13 protein-coding genes are annotated in these 16072 nt (G+C 71.5%); 5 read left to right on the forward strand and 8 right to left on the reverse strand.

What is annotated here, in order from left to right:
• Positions 1–2: 2 nt before the first annotated feature.
• On the reverse strand, positions 3–1643 hold the full coding sequence (locus PSED_RS06900) for an ABC transporter substrate-binding protein (protein WP_013673533.1): 1641 nt from the start codon (positions 1641–1643) through the stop codon (positions 3–5).
• A 368-nt stretch (positions 1644–2011) separates the two neighbouring features.
• Here PSED_RS06900 and PSED_RS06905 point away from each other — a divergent pair, with 368 nt between their 5' ends.
• Positions 2012–2911 (forward strand): alpha/beta fold hydrolase, encoded by a 900-nt coding sequence (locus PSED_RS06905; RefSeq protein WP_013673534.1) that lies wholly within the window; start codon positions 2012–2014, stop codon positions 2909–2911.
• Positions 2912–3057: 146 nt separating this feature from the next.
• On the forward strand, positions 3058–3816 hold the full coding sequence (gene fabG, locus PSED_RS06910) for a 3-oxoacyl-ACP reductase FabG (protein ID WP_013673535.1): 759 nt from the start codon (positions 3058–3060) through the stop codon (positions 3814–3816).
• Positions 3817–3868: 52 nt separating this feature from the next.
• Here fabG and PSED_RS06915 read toward each other — a convergent pair whose 3' ends face one another.
• The 7 genes from PSED_RS06915 to PSED_RS06945 form a co-directional block, all read right to left on the reverse strand.
• Positions 3869–4600 (reverse strand): GntR family transcriptional regulator, encoded by a 732-nt coding sequence (locus tag PSED_RS06915; protein WP_013673536.1) that lies wholly within the window; start codon positions 4598–4600, stop codon positions 3869–3871.
• Positions 4601–4742: 142 nt separating this feature from the next.
• Entirely contained in the window at positions 4743–5945 is a 1203-nt protein-coding gene (locus tag PSED_RS06920) for a molybdopterin molybdotransferase MoeA (RefSeq protein ID WP_013673537.1), read from the reverse strand.
• 37 nt (positions 5946–5982) lie between these two features.
• Positions 5983–6597: a nitroreductase family protein gene (locus PSED_RS06925; RefSeq protein ID WP_013673538.1), complete on the reverse strand. Its 615-nt coding sequence runs from the start codon at positions 6595–6597 to the stop codon at positions 5983–5985.
• Positions 6598–6651: 54 nt separating this feature from the next.
• Positions 6652–7569, reverse strand: a complete 918-nt coding sequence (locus PSED_RS06930) for an SDR family NAD(P)-dependent oxidoreductase (RefSeq protein WP_013673539.1) — start codon at positions 7567–7569, stop codon at positions 6652–6654.
• Between the two features lie 193 nt (positions 7570–7762).
• On the reverse strand, positions 7763–8179 hold the full coding sequence (locus PSED_RS06935) for a DUF6841 family protein (protein ID WP_013673540.1): 417 nt from the start codon (positions 8177–8179) through the stop codon (positions 7763–7765).
• Between the two features lie 73 nt (positions 8180–8252).
• Entirely contained in the window at positions 8253–9449 is a 1197-nt protein-coding gene (locus PSED_RS06940; protein ID WP_013673541.1) for a CaiB/BaiF CoA transferase family protein, read from the reverse strand.
• An 8-nt stretch (positions 9450–9457) separates the two neighbouring features.
• Complete coding sequence (locus PSED_RS06945; protein ID WP_013673542.1) at positions 9458–11260, reverse strand: flavin-containing monooxygenase; 1803 nt, start codon at positions 11258–11260, stop codon at positions 9458–9460.
• Between the two features lie 515 nt (positions 11261–11775).
• Here PSED_RS06945 and PSED_RS06950 point away from each other — a divergent pair.
• The 3 genes from PSED_RS06950 to PSED_RS06960 all read left to right on the forward strand — a co-directional run bounded on the left by PSED_RS06950 (position 11776) and on the right by PSED_RS06960 (position 15902).
• Complete coding sequence (locus tag PSED_RS06950) at positions 11776–13053, forward strand: bifunctional 3,4-dihydroxy-2-butanone-4-phosphate synthase/GTP cyclohydrolase II (protein WP_013673543.1); 1278 nt, start codon at positions 11776–11778, stop codon at positions 13051–13053.
• Positions 13054–13169: 116 nt separating this feature from the next.
• A complete protein-coding gene (locus PSED_RS06955; RefSeq protein WP_013673544.1) occupies positions 13170–14663 on the forward strand; it encodes a flavin-containing monooxygenase in 1494 nt (497 codons plus the stop codon).
• Between the two features lie 93 nt (positions 14664–14756).
• On the forward strand, positions 14757–15902 hold the full coding sequence (locus PSED_RS06960; protein WP_013673545.1) for an LLM class flavin-dependent oxidoreductase: 1146 nt from the start codon (positions 14757–14759) through the stop codon (positions 15900–15902).
• Positions 15903–16072: the final 170 nt, after the last annotated feature.

Here is a 16072-nt window from a genome sequence, read left to right on the forward strand (position 1 = left end):
CGTCACGGTACGAGCCAGGCACCGTAGAGCTGGGCGATCCCCTGCGGGTCGAACGTGACCCCCTGCAGGGCCGACGTCGTGCCGACGAGCGAGGTCGGGACGTAGCCCGGCAGGAGGTAGCCGCTCTTGAGCACGTCGGCCTGGGCCAGCGCGTAGTCACGGGCGGCGACGGCCGCGTCCGAGGTGGTGGCGGCCTCGTCGAGCCACCCGTCGAGCTGCGGGGAGTCCGACAGCGACACGTTCGCGCCGCCCTTGGCGAAGGTCGAGCCCGAGGCGAACATGAACCGCAGGATGTCGGCGTCGGCGCGCGCGTTGCTGCTGTCGAGGATGTTGTAGGTGCCGTTGAGGACCGACTCGGAGTAGGCGCCGGCGTCGAGGTTCGGGCGGTCGATGCGGATGCCCGCCTTGCGGGCCTCGGCCTGGATGGCCTGGCCCAGCACGTCGCGCTGGTCGCGGTTGATCAGCGCGAGGTACGGCCACGTGAGCGTCAGCTCCTGGCCGTCCTTCGTGCGGTAGCCCTCCGCGTTCCTCCCGGTCCAGCCGGCCTGGTCGAGCAGCGCGCCTGCCTTGGCCGGGTCGTAGGCCTGCAGCGCCGCCGCGGCGGCCTGGTCGTGGTCGGGTGTCGTCGGTGACAGCACGTTCCTGGCGGCCGCATACTGCCCGGCGTAGATGCTGCCGACGAGAGCGGGGACGTCGATCGCCGCCTGCAGCGCCTGCCGCACCAGGGGGTCGCTCGTCGGACCGGTCTTCGCGTTGAGGAACAGGTTGTAGTTCACGCCGGGCAGCTCGGTCTTGAGGACGCTGAACCTCCGGTCGGACTGCAGGGACCCGACGCGGTTGGGCGGCACCGCCGCGATCGCCTGCACCTGGCCGCTCGTCAGTGCGCCGTAGCGGGTGGCGTCCTCCGGGACGTAGTTGAACCTGAGCGTCTGGAGGTACGCGGCGCCGGTGTGCGGCGCGTTCGCGGGCGGTGAGGTGTAGTCGGGGTTGCGGGTGAGCGTGATGTCCTTCTGCTGTTCCCATGAGACGAACGCGAACGGTCCGGTGCCGACGGGCTTGTACTCGGCCGGGGGCACGGCGAGTGCCCGGGGGCTCTGGATGCCCAGGTAGGGAGTGGACAACGCCTGCAGGAACGGCCGGAACGGCCGGGACAGCGACACCTTGACGGTCAGGTCGTCCACGACGGTCGAACCCTGGTACGGCGCGATCAGCGACGCCGCGTACTGGGACTTGCTGGCCGGGTCGACGACGTGGTCGAGCGTCGCCTTGACCGCCGCCGCGTCGAACGGTGTGCCGTCGGTGAACCGGACACCGCTCCTGAGGGCGAAGGTGTACTCGCGGCCGTCGGGGGAGACGTCCCACCTCGACGCGAGCCACGGCTCGAACCGCGTCGGGCCGGCCTGGACGACGAGCGAGTCGAAGATCGGGCGGGTGACCAGACCGGTCACGGTGGCGGGACTGACCGCGGGGTCCAGCGTGAGCTGTGTCTGGTCGACGAGATAGGTCACCTCGCCCCCGCTGACGGGGTCGCCGCTCGCGCTACCGCCGGAGGGTCCGCTCGTCGCGCAGGCCGCGCTGGTCGCCAGGAGGATCAACCCGATGGCAGCGGCGGCGAACCGCCTCGAGCGCGTGCGTTGGGACATCTCGTGCTCCTACGTGGATGGGACGGCCGTGGCGCTGGTCGCGCGCGCGGAATCCGCGCGTCACGACGGCGAAGGCAGGGAGGGTCCCGAGGGCCTGCCGTCCGGAGCCCCCGGGAGGCGACCATCTCAGGATCCAATATTGACGAATATGAATCCTAAGCATAGCGTCGTGGGGGCTGCCGAGGTCAAGGACCAGGCGAGATACCGCACACCGCAGGGGAGGAGATCACCGTGTCCGACGCGAGGGGACCGCTGTTGCGAGAGGCGGTCCACGGCGGGCAGGCTCGGCACTCCGCCCGGCAGGCTTGGCACTCCGCCCGGCAGGCGTGCCCTCCCGGTCCGCTGCCGTCGGCGCCGGAGTTCGTCCGATGACGGGAGCGTCGAGCGTGGCCCGAACCGGCACGGTCCGCGCCAACGGCATCGAGATCTGCTACGAGACCATCGGGGATCCCGCCGATCCCGCCCTGCTGCTGATCATGGGGCACGGGACGCAGCTCGACGCGTGGGAGCCGGGCTTCTGCCAGGAGTTCGTCGCGCGGGGCTTCTTCGTCGTCCGGTTCGACAACCGCGACGTGGGGCTGTCCACCAAGTTCGACGGCAGCATCCCGGACCTCGACGCGGCCCGCAGGGGCGATCGCGCCGGTGCGGTGTACACCCTCGACGACATGGCCGACGACGCCGCCGGCCTGCTCGCCGCGCTCGGCATCGACCGGGCGCACGTGCTGGGCGCGTCGATGGGCGGCATGATCGCGCAGACGTTGGCCGTCCGGCACCCGGACCGCGTCCGGTCGCTGTGCTCGATCATGTCGACGACCGGCGCCGCGGGCGTCGGCGGGGCGCGACCCGAGGTCCTCGCCGTCATCAGGTCCGGCGCGCCGCGAACCCGCGACGAGATCGTCGCGGCACAGGTCGCGATGGCGCGGGCGTTGCGCGGCGGCGGGTTCCCGTTCGACGAAGCGCGGGCGCGGGACCGTGCGGAGCACGCCTACCAGCGGTGTCACTACCCCGAAGGCAAGCTGCGTCAGCAGGCGGCGATCCTCGTCGCGGCCGACCGCACGCCGGCACTGCGGACGCTGCGGCTGCCGGCCGTCGTCATCCACGGCGCCGACGACCCGCTCGTCGCGGTGAGCGGCGGCGAGGCGACGGCGGCGGCGATACCGGATGCCCGGCTCGTCGTCGTGCCGGGCCTCGGGCACGAGTTCCCGGTCGGCGTTCAGGCGACGGTGGCCGAGGAGTTCGCGGCGACCGCGCAGCGGGCCCGTCCATGACCACGGCCCGCGCCTGACCGACTCCCGCCGACACCGACACCGACACCGACCGCGGTCGGCCGTCGTCCTCGACCCACCCTCGGAGCCGTCGCCCGCGGCCGGCCCGGGCCCGAACCCGTCCGTCACCAACGAAGGAGCCGATGACCATGCCCGAGTCCCGCCGCGTCGCGATCGTGACGGGTGCCGCCCGCGGAATCGGTGCCGCCACCGCGGTCCGGCTCGCACAGGACGGCCTCGCGGTCGCCGTGCTGGACCTCGAGGAGAGCGCGGCGAAGGTCACCGCCGACGCGGTGCTCGCCCAGGGCGGGCAGGCGATCGCGGTGGGCGCGGACGTCGCCGACGCCGAGGCCGTCGAGGCCGCGGTGGACCGGGTCGTCGCCGAGCTCGGCGCGCCCACCGTCCTGGTCAACAACGCCGGCGTCACCCGCGACAACCTGTTGTTCAAGATGACCGAGACCGACTGGGACACCGTGCTCGGGGTGCACCTGCGGGGTTCGTTCCTCATGAGCCGCGCGGCGCAGACCCACATGGTGGCCGCGGGCTGGGGCAGGATCGTCAACCTGTCCTCCACGTCGGCGCTGGGCAAGCGCGGCCAGGGCAACTACGCGGCCGCGAAGGCCGGCCTGCAGGGCTTCACCAAGACGCTCGCCATGGAGCTCGGCAAATTCGCGATCACGGCGAACTGCATCGCGCCCGGGTTCGTCGTCACCGACATGACGCGGGCGACGGCGGACCGGATCGGGGTGCCGTGGGAGCAGTACCTGCAGGACCGCGCGGCGGCGATCCCGGTCCAGCGCGCGGGGCGGCCGGAGGACATCGCGAACGCGGTGTCGTTCTTCGTGGACGAGAAGGCGGGGTTCGTGTCCGGCCAGGTGCTGTACGTGGCGGGCGGCCCCTGGGGGTGACGGGTCCGCGCCCGGGCGGCACGGGAGCGGAGGCGGCCCGCTGCCACCTCCACTACCTCCGCTGCGCGGCGGAGCCCGGCCCGATCTCGTCCACGGTGCGGACCAGGAGGTCGGCGGCGCGTCTGGCGTGGTTGATCAGCTCGCGGCGTGCGGTGGTGCCGTCGCCCCGGCCGATGGCGTCGAGGATCGCGGCGTGCTCCGCGGCGTCCTTCTCGAGCCGCCGGATGTCGTTGCCCAGCGCGATCCACGTGAGGTTGCGGGGAACCTTGCGGTGCAGGCTCTCGACGACCTCGGCGAGGCGCTTGTTGCCGCTGGCCTCGATGATGACGGTGTGGAACTGGGTGTTCGCCCGGTGCCAGCGCTGCTGCGCGTCGGCGGTGCCGCCACCGGTCCTGAGCTCCTCGACGACCTCACGGAACATCCGCTCCGCCGCGGCCAGCCGGTCGAGCTGCTCCGAGGTGATGAGGGTGGCGGTCGCCGCTCCGGCGTGCCCCTGCAGCAGCCCGTGCAGCTCGTAGACCTCGATGATGTCGCGCGCCGACGGAAGCCGGACCCGGGCGCCCCGGTTCGCGACCACCTCGACGGTGCCCATGGCCTGGAGCCGGCGCAACGCCTCGCGCACGGGCGTTCGGCTGACCCCCAGCTCCTCGGCCAGCGGCGCCTGCCGCAACCACGTGCCGGCGGGGATCCGTCCGGCGTTGATCCGCTCCTGGAGCTCGTCGACGAGCGAGTCGACGAGGTCGCGGTCGGCAGCCGCCTCCTGCGCCGCGGGCGCCATGTTCATGAGCGCCCCGATCGGGGTGGGAGCAGCGCGAGTGCCGCGCGGAGGTCCACGCGCCGCCCGCCGGCGCAGCCGCGGGCGGGGACGTCGGTACAGGGTCTGGTCACCATGCGCGCCATGGGTCTGCGGCTCCGTTCGGTTCTGCTCACAGCGACAGCACCGCGACGGTCGTGTCGCGGGTCTCCCGGTCGATGACGGCGAGGACGTCGGCGCGAGCCACGCCACGCAGGTCCGAGGGCCGGTGCCCGGGGACGACGGCCAGGTGGTCGCCGTCCCAGGCGGCGGGGACGAGCAGCGTGTGGCCGTCCACGGCCGGTGGGACACCTGCGACCGCTGTCCGGCGCAACGGCGGGACGGGGCGCCCGCCGAGCCCGGCGAGCAGCGGCGCCAGCAGAGTGTGCGCCGCGACGATCGCCGCGTAGGGGTTGCCGGGCAGCCCGATCAGCCAGCGACGGGAACCCAGCGCGGCGAGCAGCTGGGGGTGGCCGGGCCGGCAGGTGACACCGTCGACGACGGCGCGGGCGCCGAGGCCGTCGAGCAGCCGGTGCAGGTGGTCGGTGACACCCACCGAGGTCGACCCGGTGACGAGGACGATCTCCGACGCGGCGCCGCTGCCGACCGCGGCCGCGAGCGCGGCGAACGAGTCCTGCACGTGCGCGGTCTCGACGAGGTCCCCACCGAGTCCGGCGACGAGCGGCGGCAGGGTGGGGCCGAGGGCGTCACGCACCCGGCCGGCCCCGCCCGGCCCCGCCGTCACCAGCTCGTCGCCGGTGATGAGCAGCCGGACGCGTGGTCGTGGCCGCACCACGAGGTCGTCGTGGCCCGCGGCCGCGGCCAGCCCGAGCATCGCCGGGCTCACCACCGAGCCCGAGTCCGCGAGCAGCGCGCCCGCGGGGGAGTTCTCGCCCGTCCGGCGGATGTGCCGGCCGGGTTCCGGTGCGCAGCCGTCGAGACCGCGGACCTCGTCGCCGGACCGGGAGGTGTCCTCGACCGGCAGCACGGCCCGGGCCCCGGCGGGGACCGGAGCGCCGGTGGAGATGGCGACGGCCTCCCCCGGGCGGAGGCACCCGGGCCACTGCCGGCCCGCCCGGACCTCGCCCAGCACGGTCCACGGCCCCCGGCCGGCGACGGCGTAGCCGTCCATCGCCGAGGTGTCGAACGCGGGCTGGGCGACCCGGCTGACGAGGTCCTCGGCCAGGACGAGCCCGGCCGCCGCGGCGAGCTCGACCGGCCGTCCGGGCAGGGGCCGTCCCTCGGCGTGGGCCCGCCGGCGGGCGGAGTGCCAGTCCACCGCCCGCCCGGACCGGGCGGCGCGTACCTGCTGCTCGTGGGCTCGCGTCGTGGGCATCGAAGGTCCCTTCCGTGCGGGAGGTCGGGCGGACGTCCTACGGGCTGCCCCAGCGGTCGCGGAAGATCACCTCGGAGACCGGCTTGCGGGCGACCGGGCCGTAGCGTCCCTCGGGATAGCCGATCGGGATGACGGCCCCGATCTCCACGTCGTCGGGAATGCCGAAGTGGGAACGGACGCCCGGTTCGTTCCACAGATGGTAGGTCGTCATGGCGGCGCCCAGGCCCATGCCGCGCGCGGCCAACAGCAGGTTCTGCGTCGCGAGGTAGACCGACGACCACGCATAGTGGGGGTCCGGCGCGTGGGCCGTGGGGAAGGCGTTCTCGACGGTCGTGATGATGAACGCGGGGATCTTGTCGAAGTCGAAGACGAAACGACGCATCAGCCGCAGGTTCCGGGCCGCCGCGGAGTCGTCGTCGTCAGCGGGTGGCTCGCTGAACAGCAGTCTGCCCGCCGTGTCGGCCAGCATGTCCCGGAACCAGAGGCGGTCCTCGGCGGCGGTCACGATCACGAACCGCCAGAGCTGCGAGTTGCCCGCGCTGGCCGCCCGGGTGGCGTAGTAGACGAGCCGTTCGAGATCCTCCGGAGGGACTGGATCGCTTTTGAGCCTGCGGATGGAGCGGCAGGTCTCCATCGCTTCGAGAATGTCCATGTTGTCTTCCTGTCCTCGGGCCGAGTGCGGCAGCGTGCGACGAGACCGCCGGCCCTACAGCGCCATCCCCCCACCCATCGGGATCATCACGCCGGTCATCGCGCTGGCCGCGTCGGTCGCCAGGAAGCCGATCATGTTGGCTACCTCCTCCGGCAGCTCGAAGCGCTGGATCGCGGTGCGCCCCAGGGCGTACTGACCGAGGACCGAGTCGGGGAGCAGATCGCGGCCCGGGCCCCACATACATCCCCCGTACACGCCGAGCACCTTCACACCGTGCCTCTCCACCTCGGCGCCGAGCTGGGCGGTGAAGGTGGCCAGCCCGCCCTTGAGCGCGCCGTACATCACCTGCCCCGGCATGGCCGTGAGCGCCGACTCCGAGCCGACGTTGATGATCCGGCCCCACCCCTTGGGGATCATGTAGTCGAGCGCCGCTCGTGCGCAGTAGACGGCGCCGGTGAACGTCCCCCGGACAGACCGGTCGATGTCCTCCGTGGTGAAGGAGGTGAACGGGCCCATCGCGACGTCGGCGACGTTGTTGACCAGGATGTCGATGCCGCCGAGGCGCTCGTGGCACTCGCGCATCACGGCCTCCACGCCGTCGGCCGTAAGGACGTCGCCCTCGACGGCGATGCAGTTCGTGTCCCAGCGCTTGGAGAACTTCTCCGCCACGCCCTCGGCGTCAAGCAGGGGTGTGCGCCCGGCCGCCCGGGTCCATGCCTCGGACCGCTCCTTGGGCAGGTCGACGACCGCGACGTCCGCGCCGAGACCGGCCAGCCGGTTGACGCACGCCTGGCCGAGGTTCACCCCCGCGCCGCCGGTCACGACGGCCTTCTTGCCGCTGAGGTCCATCAGGTCGGTGACGCGCTTGTCGATGCTGTCGAGGGGAGTGCGCTCCTCGTCCCACCAGTAGGTGGGGTCGGTGCCCTCGTCGACGTCCTTCTGGAGCAGGTTCAACAGGTAGTTCTCACGCATTCCGGCCTCCTCGGCGAAATGATGTCCACGGCGAAAGTCCGGTTCCGGGATGAGCACCGCGCGGTGGCGCGGAGTCCGGCGTACCAGCCGCCACCAGCCTGATCAATGCCCGGCGTTCGGGGCGAACGTCCGGAAGGACGGTATTGTGTGAATACAATAGTGTCAATATAGGATCCTATACGCGATCCCGTTGTCAGGGTGCGCCTCGGACCGACACCAGCGTCGTGATCCGCCAACTCGCGTCGGCCCCAGGTCGCACCACGAGGTAGAGGACGTCGAACGCCTGGAGCGTCGCTCCCGCTCGGTCGTGGCGGGTGCCGCGCGACCGCACCAGCGCGGCCGTCCGGTCGAGCACGGAGACCTCCAGCGACGCGACGCTCGACCCGCTGTAGCCGAGGGCGTCGAGACGCTGCGTCATGCCGGCGAGCATCCGCCGGACGTCGTCCGCGGTGGGATGGACCGTCGTCCGCCCGTCGGCCACCCGCAGCAGCGGCGCGGTGAAGTACGCGGCGGTGGCGTCCGGGTCGCCGCGCTGGAAGCACGCGACGTAGTCCGTGTACGCGGCGCGCACCGACCGTTCGACCGCCACGGCGTCGGCAGGCGTGGTCATCGTCGGCTCCCTCCGTCGGTGGACGGTGTCGGTGAGCGGTGGCGGGTGAATGGCCTCGACGAAGGGGGCGCGGTCATCCGGTGCGGGCCCGCACGGACGGCCTGTCGGTGCCGGGCGCCGGGAACCCCAGCCACTGCCGGATCTCGGCACCCGCGGTGCCCAGGTCGGGCGGGCCCGACCGGTAGGTGGGCGGGGTCTCGGACATCCGGAGCGGGTTGCGCACCATGGGCACCCCGTCCACCGTGACGACGGGCTCCAGGCCGAGCCGGTCGGCCAGCTCCACGCCACCGGCGACGTCGTTGATCGGTCCGCACGGAAGACCGGCCGCCGACAGCAGCTCGAACCAATCCTGCGCGGACCTGCGCGACAGCGCGCCCGCCAGGATGCGACGCAGCTCGACCCTGTTCTCGTTGCGCAGGCGCATCGAGCGGAACCGTGGGTCGGCGCCGAGCTCGTCGAGGCCGAGGACGCGGCACAGCGTCGCGAACTGCCGGTCGTTGCCCGCGATGATGACGAGCTCGCCGTCGCCGGTGGCGATGGGCTCGTAGGGGTACAGGCTCGGGTGCTCGTTGCCCATGCGGCGGGGCACGACCCCGCCGGAGACGTAGGCGGAACTCTGGTTGATCATCGACGACAGCGCGGCCGACAGCAGGTCGATCTCGACGAGCTGACCGGTGCCCGTGCGGTCCCGGTGGCGGAGCGCGGCCTGGATGCCGACGGCCGCGTGCAATCCCGTCATCACGTCGAAGGCGGCCATCCCGGCCCGCAACGGCCGGCCGTCCGCCTCGCCGGTCAGGCTCATGAGGCCGGACACGGCCTGGATGAGCAGGTCGTACCCCGGCAGGTCCGCTCCGCCGCGGGTTCCGAAGCCGCTGATCGCGCAGTAGACGGTGTCCGGCCGGCGGGCGGCGACGTCGGCGTACCCCAGCCCGAACCGCTCGATCCCGCCCGGCTTGAAGTTGTGGATGACGACGTCGGCGCGCGCCGAGAGCGCATGCGCCACCGCGAGGTCGGCCGGATCGGCGAGATCGAGCGCGATGGAGCGCTTGTTGCGGTTGACCGCCTGGAAGTAGGTGGAGACGCCGTCCCTGACCGGTGGGGTGAAGGCCCGGGTGTCGTCACCGGCCGGGGACTCGACCTTGACGACGTCGGCCCCGAGGTCCCCGAGCAGCATGGCGCAGTAGGGCCCGGCGACGATCCGTGAGAAGTCGGCCACCACCAGGCCGGACAGCGGCCCCCGCGGCGTGGGCGCCGGGTGGAGATCGGACACCGGCGCGCTCACTCGAACTCGAGCCCGGCGTACTCGCCCGAGGACCGCCACTCCGCGAGCAGCTTGCTGAACGGCAGGATGCCGCGCGCGTACGGACCGTTGCGCCGGAACAGGGCCAGGTCGGGCTGGCCCTCGTTGTTGTAGTACGACGGCGTGCACGACTCGAGGAAGTCGGCCGACGCCGTCGACGAGCTGATGACGGTCTGCACCCACTCGTCCTCTGCGGCCTCGGTGATGTCGACCGTGGTGGCCTGCCGGTCGCGTGCCTCGCGGATGATGTTCGAGATGTGCTTCGCCATCTCGTCCAGCGGGTGGGTCTGGTTGGACGCGACGCCGGTCTGGAAGTACGACACGACGAAGAAGTTGGGGAAGTTGTGGGTCTGGGCCCCGAACAGCGTCGAGATCCCGTCCTTCCACTTGTCGCTGAGCGCCTGGCCGCTGCGCCCGAAGACGTCGTAGCCGAGGCGGGTCTTGAGGTCCTGCCGGATGCTCGCGAAACCGGTCGCGTAGACCAGCGTGTCGATCCGGTACTCCTCGCCCGCGACGACGATGCCGTTCTCGGTGACCCGGTCCGGGCCCTTGCCGTGGGTGTCCACGAGCGTGACGTTCGGCCTGTTGAACGCCTGCAGGTACTCGTCGTGGAAGCAGGGGCGCTTGCACAGGAACCGGTAGTAGGGCCGCAGTGCCTCCGCGGTCACCGGGTCGTGGACGATCTCCCCGACCCGGGCACGTATCGACTCCATGTGCTGGAAGTCGGCCAGTTCCATCGCCTCGGCCTGCGACCCGGTCACCGGCCTGGTCTTGCGCAGGTGGTGGAAGACGCGGGTCCAGGCGTCGTCGACCAGGTCGACGTCGGTCTCCTCACCGGCGATGCACGCCGAGAAGTTCTCGATCCGCGCGCGCTGCCACCCCGGCTCGAGCGAGGCGACCCACTCGGGATCGGTGGGCCGGTTCTCCCGGACGTCGACGATCGCCGGCGTGCGCTGGAAGACGAAGACGTGCTCGGCGTCCTTCGCCAGCATCGGGACGCACTGGACGGCGGTGGCGCCGCTGCCGATGACGCCGACGACCTTGTCGCGCAGCTTGTGCAGGTTGCCGTAGCTGTCGCCGCCGGTGTGCTCGTAGTCCCACCGAGACGTGTGGAACGACGTGCCCCGGAAGTCCTCGATGCCGGGGATCCCGGGCAGCTTCGGGTGCAGGAACGTCCCGAAGGTCATGCAGACGTACTTCGACCGGAACCTGTCACCGCGGTCGGTCGAGACGATCCACACGCCGTCGTCCTCGTTCCACCGGACGTCGGTCACGCGCGTCTGCAGCAGCGCGTCGCGGTAGAGGTCGAAGTGCCGCGCGAACATCTGGCAGTACCCGAAGATCTCCGGCCCCTTGGCGTACTTCTCGGTCGGCATGTAGCCGACCTCCTCCAGGAGCGGCAGGTAGACGTAGGACTCGACGTCGCACGCGATCCCGGGGTAGCGGTTCCAGTACCAGGTCCCGCCGAAGTCCCCACCCTGTTCGACGACGCGCAGGCTCGTGATGCCGGCCTGCCGCAGCCGCGCGCTGAGCAGCAGGCCCGCGAAGCCGCCGCCGATCACGGTGGCCTCGACCTCGTCGGAGACCGGCTCGCGCTCGATGCGCTCGACGTACGGGTCCTTGACGTACTCGGCCAGATCACCGTCGCGCGAGATGAACCGGTACTGGTTCGGACCGTCGGCGCGGATCCGCTTGTCGCGCTCCTGCTTGTACTTGCTGCGGACGGCGTCGACGTCGTAGCCCTCTACCGTCCACGCCGCATCGGCGTTGATCTCTGCCATTCCGTCTCCTCTGAACTGGCTCTCGGCCGCATGCGTCCATCCGTGCCGGGACGACCAGTGCGATACGAGCGTGGCCTAGAAGGATACATTCGATAGCTAGTTGGATCCAAGAGATTGCCGGACCCGGGCCGCTCCGGGATGGCACTTCGACAGTACGTAAACGTTTAAGGTTGTCGGTCACGCTACCGCAGCCCCGGTGGGAAACCAAGGACGCCCGTGAGTGAGGTGCCGGCTCGTCGCCACTCGCGGTGTGGGCTCGTCGCCACTCACGAGGTGTCGGCCCGTGGGAGCGTGGGTCGTGTGCGGGGGTCGCGAGGCCTGCGCGACGTCCCGGGTCCGCCGGCACACTCGGCCGCCGCGGTCGGTGGTGGCGGACTGTCGGCAGTGGGCTCGATGCGTCGTCCTTGACCTGTGACGCGGCCCGCCCTACTCTGCCTTAAACGTTTAGCCCACGTTGCCCAGTGTCGAGCCCCACCCACGAGCGGGCTCCGACCGACGACAGAGCGGGAGCCGGGATGACGGACGTGTCACGCGACGAGGCCGATGCCGTCGTCCGCGCGCTGGCGGAGTTCCGGCGCGGCCGGATGATCCTCGTCGTCGACGACGAGGACCGCGAGAACGAGGGCGACCTCATCATGGCGGCCCAGTTCGCCACGCCCGAGGCGATGGCGTTCATGATCCGGCACACCAGCGGCCTGATCTGCGTCGCGGTCACCGACGAGCGCGCGGACGACCTCGACCTGCCCCTGATGACCACGGACAGCAGCGATCCGCGCGGAACCGCGTTCACCGTGACCGTCGACAAGACGGTCGGCACCACGACCGGTGTGTCGGCGACGGACCGCGCGGCGACGGTGCAGGCACTGGCCGATCCGGCCACCAGGCCCGCCGACCTGTCGCGGCCGGGTCACGTCTTCCCGCTCCGCGCACGCCGGGGCGGGGTGCTGCAACGGGCAGGACACACCGAGGCCGCCGCCGACCTGTGCCGCCTCGCCGGCCTGGAGCCCGCCGGTGTCCTCGCCGAGGTGACCAACCCCGACGGCACGATGACGCGCGGACACGACCTCGAGGCCTTCGCCGCCGAGCACGGCCTGACGACGATCGCCGTCGCCGACCTCGTCCGGTACCGCAGGAGCAAAGAGTCGCTGGTGCACCGCGAGTCGACCGGTCGGGTCCCCATCGGCGACCACGACTGGGCGGCCGTCGCCTTCCGGTCGGTGACCGACGGCGTCGAGCACGTCGCCTTCGTTCTCGGCGACGTCGACCAGCGGGGTGCCGACGGCGCCGGCTCGCCGGTACTGGTGCGCGTCCACTCGGAGTGCCTGACCGGCGACGTGTTCGGCTCCCGCCGATGCGACTGCGGCGAGCAGCTGGGCGTCGCGCTCGACCGGATCGGACGTGCCGGTCGCGGCGTCGTGGTCTACCTGCGCGGTCACGAGGGGCGGGGGATCGGGCTGGCGCACAAGCTGCGTGCCTACACGCTGCAGGATCGCGGGCTGGACACCGTCGACGCCAACCTCGCTCAGGGCCTGCCGGTCGACTCGCGCGAGTACGGCGTCGGCGCGCAGATCCTGCACGATCTCGGCGTCCGCGACGTCCGGCTGATGACCAACAACCCGGCCAAGTACCGCGGGCTGTCGGGCCACGGTGTGCGTGTGGTCGCGCGCGAGTCGATCGACGTCGCGCCGAACACGGCCAACCTCGCCTATCTCACGACGAAGCGGGAGCGGATGGACCACGCGTTGCGGCTGCCCGAGCACTCGAGCGTCGACGTCGCCACCGGAACCGCGTAGGTCGATCCTGTCCCGCGCCGCTGCGTCCGTCCCGGGCAGTCGTTAAACGTTACAGGCGGGCCGCCCCCTTCTCTGCCCGGCACCCGGGTGCCGGACCTGCTCATCGGAGGTTGACTGTGGAACTCACCGACCGGATTCCGGCGGCGGACGCGGTGCACGACGTCGTCGTCATCGGAGCCGGGCCGGGAGGGATCTGCGCGGCGATCCTGCTGGCGCGCCGGGGCATCACCGACGTGGTCGTCCTCGAACGGTCCGCCGGGATCGGCGGTACCTGGTACAACAACCGCTACCCGGGCCTCGCGTGCGACGTGCCGAGCGATCTCTACTCGTTCAGCTTCTTCCAGGACTTCGACTGGCCCCGCACGTTCGCCCGTCGACACGAGATGTGTGCCTACGTCGAGGAGGCGGCCGCACGCTTCGGCGTGGCCGACCGCGTCGTCCTGAACGCCGGCGTGGAGTCGGTGCGCTGGGATGACGCCGCCGGCCGCTGGACCCTCGTCACGTCCACCGGCGACACCGTCCGCGCGCGGACCGTGGTGGGAGCCGTCGGCATGTTCAACGAGCCGGTCCGGCCCGACATCCCCGGCCTCGACGACTTCGCGGGCGTACTGGTGCACACCGCCGAATGGCCCGGCGACGACGTCTCCTTCCTGGAGGGGAAGGCCGTCGGCGTCATCGGGGCCGCGGCCAGCGCCATCCAGCTCGTCCCGGCCGTCGCCCCGATCGCCGAGCGGCTCGAGGTCTTCCACCGCACCCCGCAGTGGGTGTTCCCGAAGGACGACAGGGTGTTCGACGACGCCGAGCGGGCCGCGCGGCGCAAGGACCCCGCCATCGTCGCAGCGCTGCGGAAGGAGAGCACCCGGTTCGTCGACAGGCTGTGCGACTACAACAACGAGGCCCTCATGGCCGAGCTCCGCGAGAAGGGCATCGCGAACCTCGACGCCGTGCGTGACGAACGGGTGCGTGCGGCGATGCGGCCCGTGCTCCCGATCGGCGCCCAGCGCACGCTGTTGTCGTCCGAGTACTACCCCACGTTCAACCGGTCCGACGTCGCGCTGGTGACCGACCCGATCGTCCGGGTGGAACGGGACGGGGTCGTGACGGCCGCCGACGGCCTGCACCGGCTCGACGTGCTGGTCCTCGCGACGGGGTACGCCGCCCACAAGTTCCTGTCGGTCGTCGACGTGGTCGGCCGGGAGGGCACGGCGCTGCGCGAGGTCTGGAAGGACGGCGCGTACGCCTACAAGGGCATGACCGTCGACCGCTTCCCGAACCTGTTCATGCTGTACGGGCCGAACACCAACGGCGGGTCGATCATCGACAAGCTGGAGACCCAGTCGCGCTACGTGGTCGGCAAGATCGCCCACATCCTGGAGCACGACCTCGCGGCGCTCGAGGTGCGCACCGACGCGGTCGTCGCCTACAACGAGAAGCTGGCGCGCGACCTCGACCGCATCCACGCCTGGCGCGTCGACGGCAGCCGCTACTTCCGAGCACCCTCGGGCCGGATCGTCACGCAGTGCCCGTACAACCCGACCGAGTACGACGAGCTGACCCGGGTCGACGACCTGGACGACTACACGGTCACGCCGCGCGACGCCGTCGCGTAGCGGCTCTCGCCGTGTTCCCACGACCCGTTCGTCTCGCCCGGCCGGCGTCGTTCGGGAACCGGTCCCCACTGGTGTCTGGAAAGGAATGTCGTCATGAAGATCGGTGCCTTCTTCAACTGGCAGAACCACCTGGACTGGGAGCGCTACAACTCCCGGGGCAGCGAGCCGCCCAAGGTCGCTGACGCCCAGATCTACGAGGAGGAGCTCCATCTCGCCGACCTCGTCGAGCCGCTCGGGTTCGACACCTACTGGGCCATCGACCACTACGTGACCCCGTACGGCATGACCGGCGGCGTCATGCAGCACCTGTCGCACATCGCGGGCCGCACGAAGCGCATCGACGTGGGCACGATGGTGCTGGTGCTGCCCTGGTACCACCCGATGCACGTCGTCCACCAGATCAGCGCGCTGGACAACCAGCTGCAGGGGCGCGGGCTGACCCTCGGCGTCGGGCGTGGGGCGGCGGTGCGGGAGTTCAGCTCGTTCGGCATTCCGATGGGCGATGCGCGCGGCCGGTACAACGAGACGCTCGAGGTCATCAACCTCGCGCTGACCCAGGAGTTCTTCTCCTTCCAGGGTGAGCACTTCACGATCCCGGAGACCTCGGTGCGCCCGCGCTTCCGCAACCCCGAGCGGCTGCGCGCCGGCATGAAGTCGGGCTGGGCCAGCCCGCCGAGCCTCCCGCTGGCCGCCAACGCGGGTCTCGGGATGCTGCTGACCAACCAGAAGAGCTGGGAGGGCTACCGCAAGGACGTCGCGACGTTCAACGGCATCCGGCGCGAGAACGGCTGGGAGCCCGAGCAGCCCACCGTCGTCGTCCGCGCGGCGTGTGCGGAGGACTCGGCCGAGGCCTGGTCGCTCATGGCCACGTACGCGCTGGAGGGGCAGGCGAGCAGCTCGAACCACTACCAGCTCGACGACACCGAGCGGCTGCGCAACACCAAGGGATACGAGCAGTACGCGGCGGTGGGCGCGCTCACCTTCACCGACGAGCAGATTCTCGAGGCCGCGGCGAAACCGCAGGCGTGGGGGACACCGGACGAGGTGTACGAGCGGCTGCTGCACATCCAGGCGATGACCGGCGCCTCCGAGTTCGTCCTGAACTTCCGCTTCGGCACCATGCCGGTCGAGGCCGCGGAGCGGTCGATGCGGTTGTTCGCGCAGGAGGTGCTGCCCCGGCTGCACTCGCTCGACGCGAAGCTCGGCCCGGAGCTCGACGGAAGCCAGCCGGTCGAGTAGCGCGGCGGGCCGACGGGTCGTCGTGGCCCCGGTCGCGCGGACGGCGCAGGCACGCCGTCCGTGCCGTGGCCGGCCCGGCGGACGGGCCAGGGCCCGTGCCACCCGTCGCCCTCCCGTGTCCCGGGTGATCGTCGGCGGATCGGGAGGGCCCGCACAGTCGTGCGACATCG

Origin of the sequence: Pseudonocardia benzenivorans CB1190, assembly GCF_000196675.2 — a bacterium.
Classification (GTDB): Bacteria; Actinomycetota; Actinomycetes; order Mycobacteriales; family Pseudonocardiaceae; genus Pseudonocardia; species Pseudonocardia benzenivorans.

Bases quoted from the DNA above. Each gene is read 5' to 3' on its own strand.
- PSED_RS06900 (WP_013673533.1), bottom strand. From the start codon at position 1,643: ATGTCCCAACGCACGCGCTCGAGGCGGTTCGCCGCCGCTGCCATCGGG.
- PSED_RS06905 (WP_013673534.1), top strand. From the start codon at position 2,012: ATGACGGGAGCGTCGAGCGTGGCCCGAACCGGCACGGTCCGCGCCAAC.
- fabG (WP_013673535.1), top strand. From the start codon at position 3,058: ATGCCCGAGTCCCGCCGCGTCGCGATCGTGACGGGTGCCGCCCGCGGA.
- PSED_RS06915 (WP_013673536.1), bottom strand. From the start codon at position 4,600: ATGAACATGGCGCCCGCGGCGCAGGAGGCGGCTGCCGACCGCGACCTC.
- PSED_RS06920 (WP_013673537.1), bottom strand. From the start codon at position 5,945: ATGCCCACGACGCGAGCCCACGAGCAGCAGGTACGCGCCGCCCGGTCC.
- PSED_RS06925 (WP_013673538.1), bottom strand. From the start codon at position 6,597: ATGGACATTCTCGAAGCGATGGAGACCTGCCGCTCCATCCGCAGGCTC.
- PSED_RS06930 (WP_013673539.1), bottom strand. From the start codon at position 7,569: ATGCGTGAGAACTACCTGTTGAACCTGCTCCAGAAGGACGTCGACGAG.
- PSED_RS06935 (WP_013673540.1), bottom strand. From the start codon at position 8,179: ATGACCACGCCTGCCGACGCCGTGGCGGTCGAACGGTCGGTGCGCGCC.
- PSED_RS06945 (WP_013673542.1), bottom strand. From the start codon at position 11,260: ATGGCAGAGATCAACGCCGATGCGGCGTGGACGGTAGAGGGCTACGAC.
- PSED_RS06950 (WP_013673543.1), top strand. From the start codon at position 11,776: ATGACGGACGTGTCACGCGACGAGGCCGATGCCGTCGTCCGCGCGCTG.
- PSED_RS06960 (WP_013673545.1), top strand. From the start codon at position 14,757: ATGAAGATCGGTGCCTTCTTCAACTGGCAGAACCACCTGGACTGGGAG.